Raw genomic sequence first — 20,196 nt, 5'->3', positions numbered from 1 at the left:
CGTTTGCCAGGAAAAACTGACAAATTGCGCACTATATGAGAAGGAATAGTCCGAAACCGATCGCCGCAGCCCAGAGCAGCATCGGAATCGACCAGAGATGGAAGCGCCACCAGATGCGGCGGTCGTTGGCCATGCGCAGGGCGATCAGGTTTGCCAGGGAGCCGGGCAGCAGCCCAAACCCGCCAATGTTAACCGCCCAGGCCAGCAGCGTGTCCGGCGGAACGTAGTTGAGCAGCAGAATGGTGGCAGGCACGTTGCTGATAAACTGCGACAGGCCAATCGCCGTCAGCCACAGCCCCGGCTGCGACAAGCCGCTGACGCTGTGCAGAACGTTTTGCAGTACCGGAAGCTGGATAAGAAGATGCACATCAATAAACATCGCCATAAAGACCAGCAGCAGCGTCCAGTCCACGCTCACCAGCACGCGCCGTGCCAGTACGACAAAGCCCGCAGCGACGAGCAGGACGCCCGCCAGCTCGTACTTCAGCTCCAGGGCGAACAGAAAGACGATATACAGCCCGAGGCAGCTCCAGACCAGCCGCGGCTGCCACTGCGGGCCCGTGGTCCCGCTATGGTATTGCAGCTTTTTATCCGGAAACGCGAACCAGCACACTGCCAACAGCGACAGCATCATCACCAGCGCGAGAGGCGCCATCTGCCAGGTAAAAGCAGCGAACGACAGACCGGAACGTCCCCAGAGGAGGATATTTTGCGGGTTGCCGATAGGGGTCAACAGAGAACCCGCGTTAACGGCGAGCGCTTCAAAGATGATCAAGCGGCTGACCGGGATCTCGCACAGCTTACGCAGCGTGAGCGTGAGGGGCACGATGATAAACAGCGCCACGTCGTTGGTCAGAAACGTTGACAGTACTGCGGCGGAGAACACCATAAACAGGGCCAGCCTGCGCTCGGTGGCAAAACGGCGCACCATTTTACGGCCCAGCACGTCAAAATAGCCGCTCAGCTCGACCCCTTTGGTCAGCATCATTAACCCGCTCAGGGTAATGATGGTGCGCCAGTCAATCGCCGCAGACCAGGCCTGTGGCGCAAACGGCACAAACAGGCTTAACGCTGCGCCAATAATTAATAAGAGATGGAAGAAACGATCGCGTGACAGGGCCTGCAGTCCAGGGATTTTCATTCAGCGGAGGGACCATATTTAAGGGTAAACTCACGAAACTTCACCAGCGTCTCTTCGCTAACGTGGTGCTCCATTCCTTCCGCATCCCGGCGGGCAATTTCCGGGCTGACGCCCAGCACCAGCAAAAAATTCTCGACAAGCTGGTGACGCTCGCGGCTCTCCTGCGCAAGCTTCTCCCCTTCCGGCGTCAGAAACACGCCGCGCCAGGGAATCATTTCAATAAGGCCCACCGAGGCCAGGCGTTTTAACATTTTCGCGACCGTCGGCTGCGAAACCCCCAGCCTGGCGGCCATATCAACCTGACGCGCTTCCCCGACCTCGCGGATCAGATCGGAAATCAGCTCAACGTAATCATCAATCAGTTCACGCCGGTGCGCCTCACGGACCTGGCGAAAACCTTCAACATGTTCTTCAACATTCACCAGTTGCGTCGTTTTCCTCATTGTTGGCTTACCTGCACGACGGTTCATTGTACTTCCTCAGTGGGGTGACGCTTCCAGCGCCCGGTATCGAGAGCGCACATTGTAAACCATAGCTCTGCAAGCACAAAAAATTAACGAAATAGCCATAGCTATACAATATAGCCTGTGCTATATCTGTATGTAATGCAGTCACCCTTCACGGATCGAAGGGATCAAAAATCAGGAGGTCTTATGAACGAATTCAAGAGGTGTATGACCGTGTTTACCCACTCTCCTTTTAAAGTGCGCTTAATGCTGTTGAACATGCTGTGCGATATGTTTAACAACAAACCGCATCAGGACGACAAACCTTCCCACTAAGCGGCGTTGCGGTACGCCGCTTCATTTTTCTGTCACATTTCCGCTGTAAACTGACCAATTCCCGATTATTTTTGCGGATTTGCAGCCCCCTTCGCAAAACATCTGTTTAGCAACTGTTGACCTTAATTCACGCTCGCACTATCTTCTTGCAGCCCTGCACAATTTGCGGCTCGCTGAAGCGGACCTCTCATTCCCTTTCCACGCACTGTCCGGCAGGCTTTGACCCTTGGCGCCAGGGTGAGCACATGGCGTTTTTGTGATAGTGACCTATGAATGTAACCCTGATAGATACCATCGTTACCCGCAGCCGGGCCTTAAGCCCGTGGACGGGATTTTACTTTTTGCAGTCGCTGCTGATTAACTTTGCGCTCGGCTATCCCTTCAGCCTGCTTTATGCGGTGGCTTTCACCTGTGTGCTCCACGTACTGTGGAGGAGTGCCCCGCGCGTGCAGAAAGCGTTTGTGGGGGTCTGTTCGCTGGTTGCTGCGATGTATTTCCCGTTTGGTCAGGCCTACGGCTCGCCAAACTTTAATACCCTGCTGGCGCTGCACTCGACCAACATGGAAGAGTCGACGGAGATCCTGACGATTTTCCCGTGGTACAGCTACGTGGTAGGGTTATTCATCTTCGCGTTGGGCGTTATCGCCATCCGCCGTCGGTCGGGCGAGAAAAAATCCTGGGGTAAAATCGAAATACTCTGTCTGGGCTTCAGCCTTGCCGTGGCGTTCGTCGCCCCCATCCAGAATATTCCCTGGGACGGTAAGCTAAGGCTCATCAATATCGGCTATCCGGTTTTCCGCTTCGTGAAAGACGTCGTTGTCAACAATAAAGAGGTTCTCGACGAGCAGGCCCGCATGGCTGAACTTTCCAATATGAAAGACACCTGGAACGTGCTGGCGGTTAAGCCGAAATATCATACCTACGTGGTGGTGATTGGCGAGAGCGCACGTCGCGACGCACTGGGTGCCTTCGGCGGGCACTGGAATAACACGCCGTTTGCCAGCTCGGTCAACGGCACCCTGTTTACCGATTATGTTGCAGCCAGCGGCTCGACGCAGAAATCGCTCGGCCTGACGCTGAACCGCGTGGTGGATGGCAAACCTCAGTATCAGGATAATTTTGTTACGCTGGCCAACCGCGCCGGTTTTCAGACCTGGTGGTTCTCCAATCAGGGGCAAATTGGCGAATACGACACGGCCATCGCCAGTATTGCTAAGCGTGCTGACGAAGTGCAGTTCCTGAAGAGCGGCGACTTTGAAGCCGACAAAAACACCAAAGACGAGGCGCTGCTGAAGATGACGGCGCAGGTCTTTGCTACCCCGCGCACTCAGCCTCAGCTGATTGTTCTCCACCTGATGGGATCGCACCCGCAGGCCTGCGATCGCACTGGCGGGAAATACGCGGAGTTTGTGCAGTCAAAAGAGACCTCTTGCTATCTCTACACCATGACGCAAACTGACGATCTTCTCAGCAAGCTGTACGATCAGCTGCGCAACACGGGCGAAAGCTTCTCTGTGGTCTATTTCTCGGATCACGGGCTGGCGTTTAAAGAGCGTGGCAAAGAAGTCCAGTATCTGGCGCACGACGACCAGTTCCAGCAGAACTTCCAGGTACCGTTTATGGTGCTGTCGAGTGATGATAAAACGCATCGCGTTATTAAAGCGCGGCGCTCGGCGAATGATTTCCTGCAGTTCTTCTCGCAGTGGACGGGGATTAAGGCCAAAGAGATAAAAAATAGTTACCCGTTTATCTCCAACAAGAAAGCGCCCCCAGTGTACGTTACCAACTTCAAGTTACAGAAAGTTGACTACAACCATCTGGGTACGGATATTTTTGATATTAAGAGTAAGTAGTTTCTGCCGTCTCGTGCGCTCTGATGCCCTCACCCTGGCCCTCTCCCACAGGGCTGAGGGATCCCCACAAAATAATGTTTGCATGGACGCCCCCCTCTCCCTTGAGGGAGAGGGCTGGGGTGAGGGGAACTTACGGCTCCGGTGGTCATTCCGTTCACTTTATGTTCCTTGCTACTCTGTAAGGACATGACCGGTGAACGTGCCAGGGCGTCGCTGAAAACCTTAAATCGTTCTGAAACAACCTTATTGCTTCTGCTTAAAAATTACTGGGGATTCCTCAGCCCACAGGGAGAGGGAAAAGGCAAAAAAAATCCGCCACATTGGGCGGATTTTTTATTTCATCACCGGAGTGATTAGAAGCGGTAACCTACGCCCGCGATCCAGGTGCCAACGTCAACGTTGCGGATACGGCTCTGCTCATAGGAGAAGTCCAGAGCCACGTCCTGGATTGGGTTGAACTGCAGGCCTGCGCCATAGGAGAAGCCGTAGTCGCTGGTGCTTGCAGTGCGGTTCAGACCCTGGTTTTCGGTCTGCTGGAATTTACCGTAGCCAACACCTACAACACCGTAGATGCTTGCCCAGTCGTTCAGACGGTAAGCTGGACCAGCGGTGATACCGTAGTACTGGCCTTTGTTGTATGCGCCGTTTTCAGTACGATCTTTCTCGGTGTAGGTGAAAGAACCGATCACGCCCAGCGGGTTGTTATCCTGCTCGTAACGATACTTCAGGTTGAAACCGTTGGTTTTGTTCATCACGCCCTGCATATCGCTCTGAGCGTAACCACCGGTTACAGTAGAAGTAGCAGCTACAGCGGTACCTGCGGAAACAGCCAGTACAGCGGCCAGTGCTGAAAGACATGCAATTTTTTTCATAACCACCTCAAATGTGCTTCAAGTAAGTCCGTAAGTTTTAAATATATCAAAAAAATTTGCGAAACTCTTTGTGATTCGTGATGTCTAATGAGGCCTTTCCTGTAACAGAACGTTTCCAACCTCAGCTAACTCTTTCAAATCACATGCGATTTTTCCTACTAAACGCCCATATTGCGCGTCTGCGCCATTACATTCATCCAGATTATTCCTAATCTTTCAGGCGATAAATCCACCAGCGCTTAACCATTTTACGGATTTCACGGGCCTTTTTTTTCAACAGAGTCTCAACCGTAGCTGTATATTTCCTTTACACTGCAACCTTTACTCCATTTGACATTAGCTGACAGGAGAAAGGATGCCTGGGTTATCCCGCACGTCGTCGGTCTGGTTGCCGGTAGCCGTCATACTCATTGCCATGTTGTCTATCCAAAGCGGTGCCTCGCTGGCAAAATCGCTTTTTCCTCTGGTGGGTGCCCCCGGGGTGACGGCCCTGCGTATCGTGCTGGGCACGGCGATACTGGTGGTCATTTTCAAACCCTGGCGTCTGCGCTTCAAAAAAGAGCAGCGTCTTCCCCTGCTTTTTTATGGTCTCTCCCTCGGGGCAATGAACTATATGTTCTACCTCTCCATCCAGACCATTCCGCTCGGGATCGCCGTCGCGCTGGAGTTTACCGGCCCGCTGGCGGTGGCGCTTTTCTCCTCCCGTCGTCCGGTGGATTTTATCTGGGTCGTGCTGGCCGTTCTGGGCTTATGGTTCTTGCTGCCGCTCGGCCAGAATGTCTCTGAGATTGATCTCACGGGCGCAGCGCTGGCTCTGGGAGCAGGGGCCTGCTGGGCTGTTTATATCCTCACCGGGCAGCGCGCGGGTGAAGAACATGGCCCGGCAACGGTTGCCCTGGGTTCCGTGATTGCGGCTATCGTTTTTGTGCCGATCGGTATGGCGCAGGCCACGGAGTCTATCTGGCAATGGTCAGTCATGCCCATCGGGCTGGCGGTCGCTGTTCTTTCAACGGCTCTCCCCTATTCTCTGGAGATGATCGCCCTGACGCGTCTGCCGACGCGCATATTTGGCACCCTGATGAGCATGGAGCCCGCCCTTGCGGCGATCTCCGGGATGGTGTTCCTGGGCGAAACGCTGACGTTTACCCAGACGCTGGCGCTCTGCTCAATTATCGCGGCGTCAATGGGTTCAACGCTCACCATGCGCCCGGAGCCCAAAGTAGAGAAAATCGACATCAGCTAATGCCATATATTCTGCATGGCTTCACGGCCATGCAGAATAAAGGCCACAAATTCATACGTTATAATTTCTTACATACCTGGTCATATTATCGAAATATCCTTCCCCGCATATTCCCCTTCCGGTGAATTAAGATTGATCTGTATCAATTTCAAAATTACCCATTCATTTCAAGCAATTAAATTATCAACCTCCTTCTTGCTATTAAACCGATAGGCACAGCCAGACCGCAGAGAAAAAATCCGGTGCTATACTTAGTTCCGTAATTACCTGGGACATAAACATCAAGAGGATATGAGATTATGAGTACCGCTAAACTGGTGAAAACGAAAGCGTCTAATCTGCTTTATACCCGTAACGATGTATCGGATAGCGACAAAAAGGCGACCATTGAGTTGCTGAATCGCCAGGTGATCCAGTTCATCGATCTTTCGCTGATCACCAAACAGGCCCACTGGAATATGCGCGGTGCAAACTTTATTGCCGTTCATGAAATGCTGGATGGCTTCCGCACAGCACTGGTGACACACCTCGATACGATGGCTGAACGTGCCGTACAGCTGGGTGGTGTCGCGCTTGGGACCACGCAGGTGATCAACAGCAAAACGCCACTGAAAAGCTACCCGCTGGATATTCATACCGTTCAGGATCACCTGAAAGAGCTGGCGGACCGCTACGCGATTGTGGCCAATGACGTGCGCAAAGCGATTAGCGAAGCCAAAGATGAAGATACCGCAGACATTTTCACCGCCGCGTCCCGCGACCTGGATCAGTTCCTGTGGTTTATCGAATCTAACATCGAATAATTCATACGACTTTTCTATCAAACCCTCGCCTCTGGTGAGGGTTTTGCACATCTATGGTGCACAGTTTTTGCCTGATACGGTGCAAAAGTGAAGAAATTGTAATAATCACCTCACACAACCGTTAATGGAAGATTGTTTTTTCGTCAGAATTTACGCTAAATATCTCCCCGTCAGTTGACCCAAACGAAGTGCACCAAAACGGTGCTCCATCCTGGTGCAACACGACATCATTGCCACGTTTTTTGTGCAATGCATGACTCCATCCCCTTTGCAAAACAACAGCTTGAAAAGTTGGCACGATTTTTTCATTGTGCCAGTCGTTCTCGCAGGGGATCGCCCCGTGGATATAAAAGGAAATGCTATGAAGTCTGTATTAAAAGTTTCACTGGCTGCACTTACCCTGGCTTTTGCGGTGTCCTCTCAGGCTGCCGACAAACTGGTTGTGGCGACCGACACGGCGTTCGTTCCGTTTGAATTTAAGCAGGGTGATAAATACGTTGGTTTTGATGTTGATCTGTGGGCCGCTATCGCCAAAGAACTCAAACTGGACTACACCCTGAAGCCAATGGACTTCAGCGGCATCATCCCGGCACTGCAAACCAAAAACGTCGATCTGGCGCTGGCGGGTATCACCATTACCGAAGAACGTAAAAAAGCGATCGACTTCTCTGACGGCTACTACAAGAGCGGCCTGCTGGTGATGGTCAAAGCCGATAATAACGACGTTAAAAGCGTGAAAGACCTCGACGGCAAAGTGGTCGCGGTGAAGAGCGGTACCGGTTCTGTGGATTACGCGAAAGCGAACATTAAAACCAAAGACCTGCGTCAGTTCCCGAACATCGACAACGCGTACATGGAACTCGGCACCAACCGTGCTGACGCTGTTCTGCACGATACGCCAAACATCCTGTATTTCATCAAAACGGCAGGTAACGGCAAGTTTAAAGCCGTGGGCGACTCTCTGGAAGCTCAGCAGTACGGTATCGCGTTCCCGAAAGGCAGCGACGATCTGCGCACGAAAGTTAACGGCGCGCTGAAAACGCTGAAAGAGAACGGCACCTACAACGAGATCTACAAAAAATGGTTCGGTACCGAGCCTAAATAATAAGACGTAAAAACGACGTTCACTCAGGGGCGGCCTTTCGCCCCTGCTATTTTTGAAACACGGTAACAGTAACAGGAAATTATCATGCAGTTTGACTGGAGCGCCATCTGGCCTGCCATTCCACTCTTGCTTGAAGGCGCTAAAATGACCCTGTGGATTTCGGTCCTCGGTCTGGTTGGCGGGTTGATTATCGGTCTTGTCGCCGGTTTCGCCCGCACCTACGGCGGCTGGATTGCAAACCACATCGCGCTGGTTTTCATCGAAGTGATCCGCGGCACGCCTATTGTCGTGCAGGTCATGTTCATCTACTTCGCCCTGCCCATGGCGTTCACCGACCTGCGCATCGACCCGTTCAGCGCAGCCGTCGTGACCATTATGATCAACTCAGGCGCCTACATTGCGGAAATCACCCGCGGTGCGGTTCTGTCGATTCATAAAGGTTTCAGCGAAGCGGGTCTGGCGTTAGGTCTTTCTCGTCGCGAAACGATCCGCCACGTTATTCTCCCGCTGGCGCTGCGCCGCATGCTGCCACCGCTGGGTAACCAGTGGATCATCAGTATTAAAGATACGTCGCTGTTCATCGTTATCGGCGTGGCCGAACTGACCCGTCAGGGCCAGGAAATTATTGCGGGCAACTTCCGCGCGCTGGAAATCTGGAGTGCGGTCGCCGTTGTCTACCTGATCATTACGCTGGTTCTGAGCTTCGTTCTGCGTCGTCTTGAAAGAAGGATGAAAATCCTGTGATTGAATTTAAAAACGTTTCCAAGCACTTTGGCCCAACCCAGGTGCTGCACAATATCGATCTGAACATCAAGCAGGGTGAAGTGGTGGTGATTATCGGGCCATCCGGCTCCGGTAAATCCACCCTGCTGCGCTGCATTAACAAGCTGGAAGAGATCACCAGCGGCGATCTGATCGTTGACGGTCTGAAGGTGAACGACCCGAAAGTGGACGAGCGTCTGATTCGCCAGGAAGCGGGCATGGTGTTCCAGCAGTTCTACCTGTTCCCGCACCTGACGGCGCTGGAAAACGTAATGTTTGGCCCACTGCGCGTGCGCGGTGCCAACAAAGCGGCAGCAGAAGCGCTGGCAAAAGATCTGCTGGCGAAGGTTGGCCTGGCGGAGCGTGCGCACCACTACCCTTCCGAGCTTTCCGGCGGCCAGCAGCAGCGCGTGGCAATTGCGCGCGCGCTGGCGGTGAAACCGAAGATGATGCTGTTTGATGAGCCGACGTCCGCACTCGACCCGGAGCTGCGCCACGAGGTACTGAAAGTCATGCAGGATCTGGCGGAAGAAGGGATGACCATGGTTATCGTGACCCACGAAATCGGCTTTGCTGAGAAAGTGGCCTCCCGCCTGATCTTCATCGATAAAGGCCGTATCGCGGAAGACGGTAACCCGCAGGCGCTGATCGCGAATCCGCCGAGCCAGCGTTTACAGGAGTTCCTGCAGCACGTCTCCTGATCCCTCGCTTTACGCCAAGCCGGGCTTGCCCGGCTTTTTTACGCCAGATTGTTCCCAAAAACGCCCCTCCTCCCCTCGCCCTCTATACTTATCATTTTGCACGATATTTTTGTCGGAGGACGCCGTGCCCTGGATCCTGCTGCTGTTGATAAGCCTGTTTAGTGCGCCATCGCTCGCCGTGGCGATACCCGGTGTCACCACCGGAGCAACCGCGTCCCAGCAAAGTTCTCCTCCTCCGGAACCGGATGCTGAACAAAAAAAAGCGGCTTACAGCGCGCTTGCCGACGTTCTTGAAAACGACGCCTCCCGAAAGGAGCTCATCGAGCAGCTGCGCAAAGCCGCCGCCACGCCGCCGCAGGAAACCGTTCCGACCCTCACCCCGCCGCAGGTGGAGGAACAAAAAACGGTGCTGGAAAACGTCACCGACGTGAGCCGCCGTTACGGTGAAGCGCTTTCCGCGCGCTTTGCCCAGCTCTACCGCAACCTGATGGGATCCCAGCACAAGGCGTTTAACCCGCAAACCTTTACCGCCGCCGCCACCCAGTTTTTGATGCTGGCCGCGGCCGTGTTTATTTTTTACTGGCTGGTGCGCCTGTGCGCCTGGCCGCTGTACCGCAGGATGGGCCACTGGGGGCGGAAAAAGAACCAGCATAAAAACAGCTGGCTGCACCTCCCCGCTATGGTTGCCGGAGCGTTTATCATCGATTTACTGCTGCTGGCATTAACGCTGTTTGTCGGTCAGGTGCTTGCGGATCACCTCAACACGGGCAACAAAACCATTGCCTTCCAGCAGGCGCTCTTCCTGAATGCGTTTGCGCTCATCGAATTTTTTAAAGCGGTGCTGCGCGTCATCTTTTGCCCGCGCGTGCCTGAGCTTCGCCCTTTCAATATCAGCGACGACAGCGCGAAATACTGGGCCGTGCGGCTAAGCGTCCTCAGCGGCCTGATAGGCTACGGCCTGCTGGTTGCCGTGCCGATTATCTCCAACCAGGTTAACGTGCAGTTTGGCGCGCTGGCGAACGTGCTGATCATGCTCTGTATAACCGTCTGGTCTCTGTACCTTATCTTTCACAATAAAAAGGCGATCACCGAGAGTCTGCTGCACCTGGCCGACCGTTCCCTCTCGTTTTTCAGCCTGTTTATTCGCGCCTTCGCGCTGGTGTGGCACTGGCTGGCAAGCGCGTACTTTATTGTGCTGTGCTTCTTCTCGCTGTTCGACCCGGGAAACAGCCTGAAATTTATGATGGGGGCAACGTTCAAAAGCCTGGCGATTATCGGCATCGCGGCATTTGTGTCCGGGCTGCTGTCCCGCTGGATCTCGAAAACCATCACCCTGTCGCCGCAGGTACAGCGTAATTACCCGGAACTGCAAAAACGGGTGAACGGCTGGATGTCGGTCTCGCTCAAGGTGGCGCGCATTCTGACCGTCTGTGTGGCAATCATGCTGCTGCTGAACGCGTGGAGCCTGTTTGATTTCTGGAACTGGCTACATAACGGCGCAGGCGAGAAGACCGTCGATATTTTAATTCGTATTGCGTTGATATTATTTTTCTCCGCCGTCGGCTGGACGCTGCTGGCAAGCCTTATCGAGAACCGTCTGGTCTCCGATATTCACGGCAGACCGCTCCCCAGCGCCCGCGCGCGGACGCTGTTGACCCTGTTCCGTAATGCGCTGGCGGTGATCATCAGCACCATCACCATCATGATCGTGCTGTCGGAAATCGGCGTGAATATCGCCCCGCTGCTGGCAGGTGCCGGCGCGCTGGGGCTGGCGATCTCTTTCGGTTCGCAAACGCTGGTGAAGGATATTATTACCGGCATCTTTATCCAGTTTGAAAACGGGATGAACACGGGCGATCTGGTGACCATCGGGCCGTTGACCGGCACCGTTGAGCGCATGTCGATTCGCTCGGTGGGCGTGCGTCAGGATACCGGGGCGTACCACATCATTCCGTGGTCATCGATCACCACCTTCGCCAACTTTGTGCGCGGCATTGGCTCCGTTGTGGCGAACTACGACGTGGATCGTCACGAGGATGCGGATAAAGCGAAGCAGGCGCTGCGAGATGCGGTGGAAGAGCTGATGCAGATGGAAGATATTCGCGGGCTGGTGATTGGCGAGCCGTCATTTGCCGGCATCGTCGGGCTGACGAACACGGCATTTACCCTTCGCGTGTCGTTCACCACCCAGCCGCTGAAGCAGTGGACGGTGCGCTTTGCCCTCGACAGCATGGTGAAGAAGCACTTCGATCTGGCGAACGTAAGAATGCCGGTGCAGACGTATCAGGTATTGTCGCCGCCCGCCTCGCCGCTCCCTCCACAGGAGCCGACGCTGTAACTCTATTGCCCGGTAGCGCTGCGCTTACCGGGCCTGTGGGTACTTACTTCCGACGTTTGTTATCGTCCATAAATGACCAGGCGATAAAGCGGCTCTGCTTCTGGCCCTGCGCCATCTCTTTTTTCACCACTTTTACGGCGCCCGCTTCGGTCAGCGCGCGGTAAAGCGGCGGCAGGTTATCCCCTCGGGAAACCAGCGTCGTGAACCACTTCACCTGACGGCCAAACTGTTTGCTTTCCGCAATCATGCGCAGGATAAACGCAACTTCACCGCCCTCGCACCACAACTCCTGCTGCTGACCGCCGAAGTTCAGCGCGGCGTCTTCCGCCTGACCGAGGTTGCGGCGTTTACGCTCGCTGCCCGCGCGGGCCGCTGCCGCCGAATCATGAAACGGCGGGTTGCACATTGTGGCGTCATAGCTTTCATTTTTGTGAATAATGCCGTTGAAGATAGCTGCAGCATCTTTCTGACGACGCAGACGAATAGCGCGGCTCAGGCCGGAATTGGCGCTGACGATCGCCTGCGCGCTGGCAAAGGCCTCGGCCCCGATTTCGCTCCCGGTAAAGCGCCAGTGATACTCATGCACGCCAATCAGCGGGTAAATCAGGTTTGCCCCGGTACCAATATCCAGGATGGAAGCCTGCTGCGGGATCGCACCGTCACGGTCTTCGGCGAGAAGATCGGCAAGGTGATGAACGTAATCAGCGCGGCCCGGAACGGGAGGACAGAGAAAGCCTTCCGGGATATCCCAGTGCGCCACACCGTAAAAATGCGCCAGCAGCGCTTTGTTCAGCGTTTTCACCGCCTGCGGGTCGGCAAAGTTGACAGACGGCTCACCCGCTGGGGTCTGGACAATGTAGTCCTGCAGCGCAGGGCAGCTTTGGCACAGGGCGTTCATGTCGTAGCGACTGCGGTGGCGGTTTCGTGGGTGCAATCCCGGCTTTTGGGAAGTCATGGCATTCTCCTTTAAACAGCGGCGTAAGATACCCTGTGCTGGCCCAACGGTAAATCTTTCTCTGCGGCGCTTAAAAAAACACCGTAAATCAAACACCTCTACGTCTATGATCTGTCAGTGAATTGTCAGTTTTTATCGTTCAAAAAATAAGCAGATCATCATCAAATATTTGCGCTAAGTCACACTCGTCAGGCTTCTAAACTTAGAGGGAATCACCTGTTGTTTCCTCATGAGGATGTGATTATGAAAAAGTACCTGACCCTTGCTGTTATCGCCGGCGTCCTGGCGACCGCTTCATTTTCTGCAATGGCCGTCCAGTCGCTGACCGAGAGTAACGATACCAGCCAGTTGCGTCCGGCGGGCACCGTCTCGGTAAGCCGCGCAAGTAATCTGGACGATCTGCAAAATAAACTGGCCGAGAAAGCCCGCCAGGAAGGTGCCAAAGGCTTCGTGGTTAACTCCGCAGGCGGAGATAACCATATGTACGGCACTGCGACCATCTATAAATAATTTCCCTCTCTATAAAACTGCATCTGCCTGCCGGATGCAGTTCGCTTCCCCTTCACCTTGATTGTTCATTTTTTAACCCCATATTAAAAGCAGGGTATAAACCAATTTCAGGAGGATGCTATGGCTTCCGGCTGGGCGAATGACGACGCCGTTAACGAACAGATCAACAGTACGATTGAAGATGCGGTTGCGCGCGCTCGCGGTGAGATTCCGCGCGGTGAAAGTTTAAAGGAGTGCGAAGAGTGTGGAGAGCCGATTCCGGAGGCGCGGCGTAAAGCCATCCCCGGCGTAAGGTTATACATCACCTGCCAGCAGGATAAAGATTCAAAAAATGCTTCACATCCAGGTTATAATCGCAGAGGATCGAAAGACAGCCAGCTACGTTGACTTTCCTTTACCTAAGTTAACCGCGAGGGAACTTACCTTTACGCTCACGAAATTTAGCGAACCGCGTAGCAAAATGTGCCCTTCACCTCTCTTCTGTAAAGCGCACCAACAAGAAGTGTAAAGCGCAACTTTGATTTAATTAATAATCAATAAGTTATTTGTCATTCAATTTTTTTGATTGACCACGTCAATTCTCTTCGATTTTATCTCACCGAAAAAAACGTGATACTTATCACATCGACGGAACATCGTCCCCTTAACAGAAAACACCTGCGAGAGATTAATTATGAAAACCATTAAATATGCTGTAGCTGCTGTTGCCCTGTCCGCTCTGTCTTTTGGCGCATTCGCCGTAGAGCCAGTTTCATCCACTCAGGCTCAGAGCATGAATAAAATCGGTGTGGTGAGTGCAGAAGGCGCAACCACGCTGGACGGTCTGGAAGCCAAGCTGGCTGAGAAAGCGGCGGCTGCCGGTGCAAGCGGATATACCATCACCTCCGCTAACACCAATAACAAACTGAGCGGTACTGCGGTTATCTACAAATAATCGCCTGAATGAATGCTGTACCCTCGCCAAACCCTCTGGTGAGCTGCTCCAACCCTCATTGACCCTGTTGTTACCCTTGTTTGCCCGTCCGCCACTGGACGGGCTTTTTTTTGCCTAAAACGCCGCTTCAACGCGTTTCAGACCGGCCTCGACCGTGTCAGCTTCCCCGGTAGCCAGCAGGCAGCAGGCCATCTGCAGCTTAATGGCATGCGGCACAGGCACATTTCCGGCAAGGCACCGTTCAATCCAGCGCGCGGTGGTGAGCGGATCTTTCGCCTCGGGGAGAATGACTCCCGTATTCTCTTCCCCACGCTCCAGAACCGCACGCGTACCGGCAGAATCGATCAGCATCAGCTGAGGGCAGCGCAGTGGATTGGCATAAACTTCACCTTCCGTGCCGTGCATCAGCAGCGCCCTGCCGCCAATCTCCTCAAAAAATGTCCCAACACGCCCCACGTATTCCGGGTGTGAGACGCTGGAAAGGCGCAATGCGGCGTCTTCAGCAAACGGCGTCGCCAGCTTCGCCAGGGTATGCGCGCTGTTACGCACGCCCATTCGCCAGCGCATATCAAGCTGCTTTTCCAGCGGCGGACACAGAGCACCAACGGGGATGTAAACCGGTTCATGACCCTCCAGCTTAGCCTGCGCCTGGCCCGCATGACGCGTGGGTTCAATCCCCAGCATGCCGAAAATGGTCTCCGTCAGCACGCGCGTCGGATCTTCGCTGACCCCGTGTACCACCACCGGGAACCCCAGCTTATGTAATAAGATCGCCAGCAGCGGGGTCAGGTTTGCCTGCTTGCGCGCGCCGTTATAGCTGGGGATTACGATCGGCATCGGTTTTGCCATCGGCGGCGTTAAGCGCAGCGTTTGCGCCTGCATCGCCTCGTAGAAGCCGCGCATCTCCGCTTCGCCTTCGCCTTTAATACGTAGCGCAATCAGGATGCCGCCCATTTCCAGGTCCGGTACCTCGCCATTGAGCATACGGGTATACAGGGCGCGAGCGGTCTCATGGTCCAGATCGCGGGCGTGGTTTTTGCCCCGGCCTACCTCTTTGATAATCTTGCGATAATCCACGACATCTCTCCTGAAAATATCATCTTGTTAACAATATAGCCCCGTTGAACGTCTGGACGTTAGTTTTTTTCGACACAATCAACGTTCTGTTTTTATGGCGAAAAATGAAACTCAAGCATTATTTCAATTATTTGTGATTTCTGCAGAAGATTCTTAACGCATCAATATTTGTTTAAATAACCAGCGGAAAGTCATTAAGGGTCAACGGTGAAAACGTCCAGGCAACGCTATCACCAGAAACATACCAGGATTTGTTATGAACAAGGTTGCTTTAGGTTTAATTATCGCCGCAACGATAGGATGTTCTGCATCCGCATTTGCGACAACAAACGGTGAAGGTCAGATCAATTTCACCGGTGAAATTATCGATTCTGCTTGTCAGGTCGTGAATGGGTTGAGTAACCCATTAAATGTTCAGCTGGGAAAAGTGTCTAAAACGGTATTTACCGGCGCAGGCTCTACCAGCACATTGACGAAGTTTGATATTCAGTTAACGAACTGCCCGGAAACGGTCACCTCCGCTGCGATTAACTTCGGCGGTACGCCGGATGCGAATAACAACGCCACGCTGGCCTTAACGCCAGATACCGATGCAGCTACAGGTGTCGCTATTCAGCTGGTTGACGCGTCAGAGCAGCCGGTCACCCTGTATACGCCGTCTCAGCAATATCCATTAGCCTCCGGCACGGCGGTTAACGATCTGGAGTTCGGCGCACGCTATATCCAAACCGGCGCTGCGATTACCGCAGGCCCTGCTAACTCTGTATCGACCTTCACCGTTATTTACAACTGATCTTATCAATCCTGAGATATTAATGCTTTTGCGAGCATTAATATCTCATCTATTTATTGAGAAATCTTTATGCGCCACGGTTATTTACTGAGCACTCTTTTACTGGTAGCCGCCACTGCACATGCAGGTGTCGTTATTAATGGCACCCGTCTGGTCTATCAGGGAGATAAAAAGGAATCATCTCTTGGCCTTTCAAATCCAGATGCGACGGATTATCTGGTGCAGTCCTGGGTTGATTCCGGCGGTAAAAACCTGGCCAAAGCCCCGTTCCTGATCACCCCGCCGCTTTTCCGTCTGGATGCGAAAGAAGATAACGTTCTGCGCGTGGTGCGTACGGGCGGAAATTTACCGGAAGACAGGGAATCCCTGTACTGGTTGAACATTAAAGCGATCCCTTCCTCAAAGCACATTGAGGGGGTAAACACGCTGCAAATCGCCATTAACACCCGCATTAAATTGCTCTATCGCCCGTCCGCGGTAAAAGGCAGACCAGAAGATGTGGCCGATAAACTTGAATGGCGCCGCGAAGGTAACGATCTGGTTGTGAATAACCCAACGCCGTTCTATATGAATTTCCAGACCGTTACGCTAAATGGTCAGAAAATCACTAAAGCCACCTGGGCCGTCCCGAAAACGGAAACGCATTTTGCTTTACCTGGCAATGTCGGGGGCACGAACTTAACGTATTCCATTATTACTGATTACGGCAGCATCAGCCATACCTGGTCGAAATCCGTTCATTAATACTTCCCCGGTAATAAAATAATCATGTACAGCGATAAAAAGCCGTTCACCTGCCGATTTTCGTCATTGCTGGTCATTCTCTGTGGCCTGGCAATGGCGATCTTTGCGCAGCAGGTTATGGCTGATGATTATTTTAACCCGGCCCTGCTGGATATTGATAATCCCCAGCAGGGGAAAACCGATTTGTCCGTCTATGAAAAAGGCCCTGGCCAGGCGCCGGGTAAATATCAGGTCGCGGTATTTATCAATAACAATAAAATTGATACCCGCGATGTCACCTTCACTCTGCAAAAAGACGCTCAGGGTAACAGCACGCTGCAACCTTGCTTCACCCTGGACGATTTAAAAAGCCTCGGCATCAAAACGAAAAAATATCCGCAGCTGATGGCCAAAGGCCAGTGCGCCGATTTACACGCCATCCCTGCAGCATCCGCAACTTTCCGCGTTCGTAACCAGCAACTGCTGCTGAGCATTCCCCAGTCGGCGCTCGGTCAGGTACCTCGCGGTTACATTGACCCAAAAGAATTTGACGAAGGGATCAACGCAGGCCTGCTTAACTACAGCGCCAATGCCAGCCAAAGCCATGCGCGCCAGCAGGGTGAACAGGACAACAGCAGCCAGTACGTTAACCTGCGTCCTGGCTTGAACATTGGCGCGTGGCGCGTTCGCAACTATTCCACCTGGAATCGCAGCACCACGGGTAAGGAGGAGGAACAGAAATTCACCTCCGTTTATACCTACGCGCAGCGCGATATTGTGGCGATGAAAAGCGACCTCACCGTCGGCCAGAGTTCCTCCCCTTCTGACGTGTTTGACAGCGTCCCCTACACCGGCGTGGAGCTGAAATCCGACAACGACATGCTGCCAGACAGTGAAAAAGGCTACGCCCCCATTATTCGCGGCACCGCCCACAGTAACGCGCTGGTGGTGGTACGCCAGAACGGATACATCATTTATCAGAACACGGTCGCACCGGGCGCGTTCGAAATTAACGATCTCTACCCCACCGGCAGCAGCGGCGACCTTCAGGTCACCGTGAAAGAGACCGACGGCAGCGAAAGCCATTTCGTCGTGCCGTTTGCCTCCGTGCCGGTATTGCAGCGTGAAAAAAACCTGCGCTACAGCGTGACCGCCGGACGCTATCGTTCTTATGACAAAGACGTGGAGAAGACCCCGTTTGCCCAGGGCAGCGCCATCTACGGTTTACCCTACGGCTTTACCGCCTACGGTGGCGTGCAGCAGAGTAGCCATTATCAGTCTCAGGCGGCTGGCGTCGGGAAAAACATGGGCGATTTAGGGGCGTTCTCCATTGACGTCACCCGCGCCAAAGCCCTGTTGAAAAAACAGCAGGCCAGCAAAGGCCAGTCGTGGCGCGTGCGCTACAGCAAAGATATCGCCCGCTCGGGCACCAACTTCTCGCTGGCCGGCTACCGCTACAACAGCAAAGGGTTTTACACCCTCGAAGACACCATGGAGTCGTATACCCGCTCTGACGACTGGTCTGCACCGCAGCAGCGCCGCGCCCGAACCGAAGCCACCATCGACCAGACGCTGCCGGAAGGCTGGGGGTCCGTCACCCTGAGCATGGTGAAAGAAACGTACTGGAGCCAGAGCCAGAACATGACCTCCATGAGTGTCAGCTATAACAACAGCTGGCACGGCGTGAGCTACAGCCTCAGCTACAGCATGAATAAAAACACCAGCGACAGCGATGAAGACGGTAATGAGGTAACGAACGACAATCAGTTCTCGCTGAGCGTCTCCGTGCCGCTGGACCACTGGATGCATAACACCTGGGCCACCTACAACCTGAACAACACCAAAGACGGCACGACGCAGAACATCGGCCTGAACGGCACGGCGCTGAAGGAAGACAACCTTAACTGGAACATTCAGGAAGGGTTGAGCAGCACCGGCAGCGGTAACTCCACCAGCGTCAATGCCGACTACAAAGCAACCTATGGTGAAGTGAGCGCAGGGGTCAGTCAGGACAAATATCAGCAGACCGTGAACGTCGGTTTGCAGGGCGGCGTCATTGCCCATGCTAACGGGATAACCCTGAGCCAGCCGCTCGGTGAGACCATCGCGCTGGTGAAAGCGCCGGGCACACACGGAACCCATATCACTAACCAGACGGGCGTTGAGACCGACTTCCGCGGCTACACCGTCGTGCCGTTTGTTACCGCGTATCGCCATAACACCATCGCGCTGGATACCGAAACGCTGCCGGACAACGCCGACGTCACCCACGCGGCGCAGATCGTGACCCCAACCCGCGGGGCCGTGGTGCGCGCCAGCTTTAATACCCGCGTGGGTAACCGCGTCCTTATGACGTTGACACAAAACGGTAAACCGCTGCCCTTCGGTGCAACGGTAACCACGGACGATAAGGACAGCGAGTTTATTGTCGGTAACGACGGGCAGACCTATCTCTCTGGTCTGCCACAGCAAGGGCATCTCAACGTTTCCTGGGGACAGGAGGCGAGCGAGCACTGCGTCGCTGACTATGCGCTAACGGATGAGAAAGAGAAAACCAGCATCATTAACGCTGCCGCGCAGTGTCACTGATCCACCGTTCAGGCTAACGACTATGCAACTGATTAAACAATGCTTTTTCTTACTGGTTCTGGGAACCGCCGCGTTATTTATGCCACATGCGAAGGCGACCTGTTCCACGCCGGATATGCCGAAGATGATTAACGTCGCCTCGATTATGGTTCCCACTACCCTGGCTGTAGGTGACACCATTCCGGGTTCGGAACAGACGGTCCACGTGGCGGGGAAATGCGATCACCCTTATGAGAGCGGCATGGAGATCATCTCCTGCTACTACGGAAGTGGTTCAGAAATTCCCGGCTTGACTGGCGTTTATGATTCGGGCGTACCCGGCGTAGGCGTGGCGCTGATGAATGACAAAGGTCAGCGCATCACGGGTGGGGGTCTGGCCGCCTGCGACTCCCGCAGTACGCCGATTGGCTATGTATCGAATGACGGCATGATGAGCTTTGATTTCAACGTGACCCTTCAGCTCGTAAAAACCAGCAATTCGGTGCAGTCCGGTACGCTGCAGCAGGCGCAAACTAAGTTTGGTATTGGTGTGTATGGCAATGACGGTATCGGAAGTCCCAACATTATCTCCTACGCCGGTAACGTCAATTTCCAGAACGTCACCTGCTCCGTCCTGCCGAAAAACCTGACGGTCAATCTGGGGGACTTCCCGGTCAGCGATTTCGTCAGCGTGGGGATGCTCTCTTCCCCGGCACAAAACTTTGACGTTACGGTGAACTGCAACAGCACCGTACAACCTGAGGTAAAAATTACCAGCGCAAACGGCTATGAAACGGCGTTTGAAGGGGTGCTAAAACTCACACAGCAGCCCGGCGCGGCAACAGGCGTCGGCGTAAGAATGCTGTTCGACGACAATATCGCCACCTTTGATACCTACGTTAACACCCGAAGCGAAGCCATCGCCAACGAAACGCTGACCATACCGTTTGAGGTGCGCTACGAGCAGGTCAGCGACATGGTCACCCCCGGCCCGGCCAATACCGTTGCCACCATCACGCTTGCCTATAAGTGACCG

Annotated in this window: 20 protein-coding genes; 15 read left to right on the top strand and 5 right to left on the bottom strand. The window is 53.9% G+C overall.

The window, feature by feature from the left end; translation table 11 throughout:
• Nucleotides 1-31 precede the first annotated feature (31 nt).
• A complete protein-coding gene (locus HBM95_07255) occupies nt 32-1,141 on the bottom strand; it encodes an anion transporter (protein ID NIH42726.1) in 1,110 nt (369 codons plus the stop codon).
• Nucleotides 1,138-1,611, bottom strand: a complete 474-nt coding sequence (gene mntR, locus HBM95_07250) for a manganese-binding transcriptional regulator MntR (protein ID NIH42725.1) — start codon at nt 1,609-1,611, stop codon at nt 1,138-1,140. The genes HBM95_07255 and mntR overlap by 4 nt, the downstream gene beginning before the upstream one ends.
• A 183-nt stretch (nt 1,612-1,794) precedes the next feature.
• Here mntR and mntS point away from each other — a divergent pair, with 183 nt between their 5' ends.
• Entirely contained in the window at nt 1,795-1,923 is a 129-nt protein-coding gene (gene mntS, locus HBM95_07245; protein ID NIH42724.1) for a manganase accumulation protein MntS, read from the top strand.
• Between the two features lie 269 nt (nt 1,924-2,192).
• Nucleotides 2,193-3,776 (top strand): phosphoethanolamine transferase, encoded by a 1,584-nt coding sequence (locus HBM95_07240; protein NIH42723.1) that lies wholly within the window; start codon nt 2,193-2,195, stop codon nt 3,774-3,776.
• 353 nt (nt 3,777-4,129) lie between these two features.
• Here HBM95_07240 and ompX read toward each other — a convergent pair whose 3' ends face one another.
• Nucleotides 4,130-4,648, bottom strand: coding sequence for an outer membrane protein OmpX (gene ompX / locus HBM95_07235; GenBank protein ID NIH42722.1), 519 nt, complete (start codon nt 4,646-4,648; stop codon nt 4,130-4,132).
• Between the two features lie 355 nt (nt 4,649-5,003).
• Here ompX and rhtA point away from each other — a divergent pair, with 355 nt between their 5' ends.
• The 6 genes from rhtA (at nt 5,004) to ybiO (ending at nt 11,600) form a co-directional block, all read left to right on the top strand.
• A complete protein-coding gene (gene rhtA / locus HBM95_07230) occupies nt 5,004-5,891 on the top strand; it encodes a threonine/homoserine exporter RhtA (GenBank protein ID NIH42721.1) in 888 nt (295 codons plus the stop codon).
• A gap of 299 nt (nt 5,892-6,190) precedes the next feature.
• Nucleotides 6,191-6,694 carry a DNA starvation/stationary phase protection protein Dps gene (gene dps, locus HBM95_07225; protein ID NIH42720.1) on the top strand — a complete coding sequence of 168 codons (504 nt, stop codon included), beginning with the start codon at nt 6,191-6,193 and terminating at the stop codon, nt 6,692-6,694.
• A 361-nt stretch (nt 6,695-7,055) separates the two neighbouring features.
• Nucleotides 7,056-7,799: a glutamine ABC transporter substrate-binding protein GlnH gene (gene glnH, locus HBM95_07220; protein NIH42719.1), complete on the top strand. Its 744-nt coding sequence runs from the start codon at nt 7,056-7,058 to the stop codon at nt 7,797-7,799.
• A gap of 84 nt (nt 7,800-7,883) precedes the next feature.
• Entirely contained in the window at nt 7,884-8,543 is a 660-nt protein-coding gene (gene glnP / locus HBM95_07215; GenBank protein ID NIH42718.1) for a glutamine ABC transporter permease GlnP, read from the top strand.
• The gene (gene glnQ, locus HBM95_07210; protein NIH42717.1) at nt 8,540-9,262 is read left to right on the top strand and encodes a glutamine ABC transporter ATP-binding protein GlnQ; all 723 of its coding nucleotides are present in this window, start codon (nt 8,540-8,542) and stop codon (nt 9,260-9,262) included. Before glnP ends, glnQ begins: the two co-directional genes overlap by 4 nt.
• Nucleotides 9,263-9,386: 124 nt before the next feature.
• Complete coding sequence (ybiO, locus tag HBM95_07205; GenBank protein ID NIH42716.1) at nt 9,387-11,600, top strand: mechanosensitive channel protein; 2,214 nt, start codon at nt 9,387-9,389, stop codon at nt 11,598-11,600.
• Nucleotides 11,601-11,643: 43 nt separating this feature from the next.
• On the opposite strand, the gene rlmF is transcribed toward ybiO, so the two are convergent.
• Nucleotides 11,644-12,555, bottom strand: a complete 912-nt coding sequence (gene rlmF, locus HBM95_07200) for a 23S rRNA (adenine(1618)-N(6))-methyltransferase RlmF (protein NIH42715.1) — start codon at nt 12,553-12,555, stop codon at nt 11,644-11,646.
• A gap of 243 nt (nt 12,556-12,798) precedes the next feature.
• Here rlmF and HBM95_07195 point away from each other — a divergent pair, with 243 nt between their 5' ends.
• The 3 genes from HBM95_07195 (at nt 12,799) to HBM95_07185 (ending at nt 13,999) form a co-directional block, all read left to right on the top strand.
• On the top strand, nt 12,799-13,065 hold the full coding sequence (locus tag HBM95_07195; GenBank protein NIH42714.1) for a DUF1471 domain-containing protein: 267 nt from the start codon (nt 12,799-12,801) through the stop codon (nt 13,063-13,065).
• Between the two features lie 120 nt (nt 13,066-13,185).
• Nucleotides 13,186-13,452, top strand: coding sequence for a DksA/TraR family C4-type zinc finger protein (locus tag HBM95_07190; protein NIH42713.1), 267 nt, complete (start codon nt 13,186-13,188; stop codon nt 13,450-13,452).
• 286 nt (nt 13,453-13,738) lie between these two features.
• A complete protein-coding gene (locus tag HBM95_07185) occupies nt 13,739-13,999 on the top strand; it encodes a DUF1471 domain-containing protein (protein ID NIH42712.1) in 261 nt (86 codons plus the stop codon).
• A gap of 114 nt (nt 14,000-14,113) precedes the next feature.
• On the opposite strand, the gene ybiB is transcribed toward HBM95_07185, so the two are convergent.
• The gene (ybiB, locus tag HBM95_07180) at nt 14,114-15,076 is read right to left on the bottom strand and encodes a DNA-binding protein YbiB (GenBank protein NIH42711.1); all 963 of its coding nucleotides are present in this window, start codon (nt 15,074-15,076) and stop codon (nt 14,114-14,116) included.
• Between the two features lie 256 nt (nt 15,077-15,332).
• On the opposite strand from ybiB, the gene HBM95_07175 reads away from it, so the two are divergent.
• The 4 genes from HBM95_07175 to HBM95_07160 all read left to right on the top strand — a co-directional run bounded on the left by HBM95_07175 (nt 15,333) and on the right by HBM95_07160 (nt 20,193).
• Complete coding sequence (locus HBM95_07175) at nt 15,333-15,869, top strand: fimbrial protein (protein NIH42710.1); 537 nt, start codon at nt 15,333-15,335, stop codon at nt 15,867-15,869.
• Between the two features lie 69 nt (nt 15,870-15,938).
• Nucleotides 15,939-16,613, top strand: a complete 675-nt coding sequence (locus tag HBM95_07170; GenBank protein ID NIH42709.1) for a molecular chaperone — start codon at nt 15,939-15,941, stop codon at nt 16,611-16,613.
• A gap of 24 nt (nt 16,614-16,637) precedes the next feature.
• Nucleotides 16,638-19,181 carry a fimbrial biogenesis outer membrane usher protein gene (locus HBM95_07165; GenBank protein NIH42708.1) on the top strand — a complete coding sequence of 848 codons (2,544 nt, stop codon included), beginning with the start codon at nt 16,638-16,640 and terminating at the stop codon, nt 19,179-19,181.
• A 22-nt stretch (nt 19,182-19,203) separates the two neighbouring features.
• Nucleotides 19,204-20,193, top strand: a complete 990-nt coding sequence (locus HBM95_07160) for a fimbrial protein (protein ID NIH42707.1) — start codon at nt 19,204-19,206, stop codon at nt 20,191-20,193.
• Nucleotides 20,194-20,196 lie beyond the last annotated feature (3 nt).

It is taken from the genome of Enterobacter asburiae, assembly GCA_011754535.1.
GTDB lineage: Bacteria > Pseudomonadota > Gammaproteobacteria > Enterobacterales > Enterobacteriaceae > Enterobacter > Enterobacter cloacae_N.
This window is presented reverse-complemented; position numbering and strand designations above follow the sequence as displayed.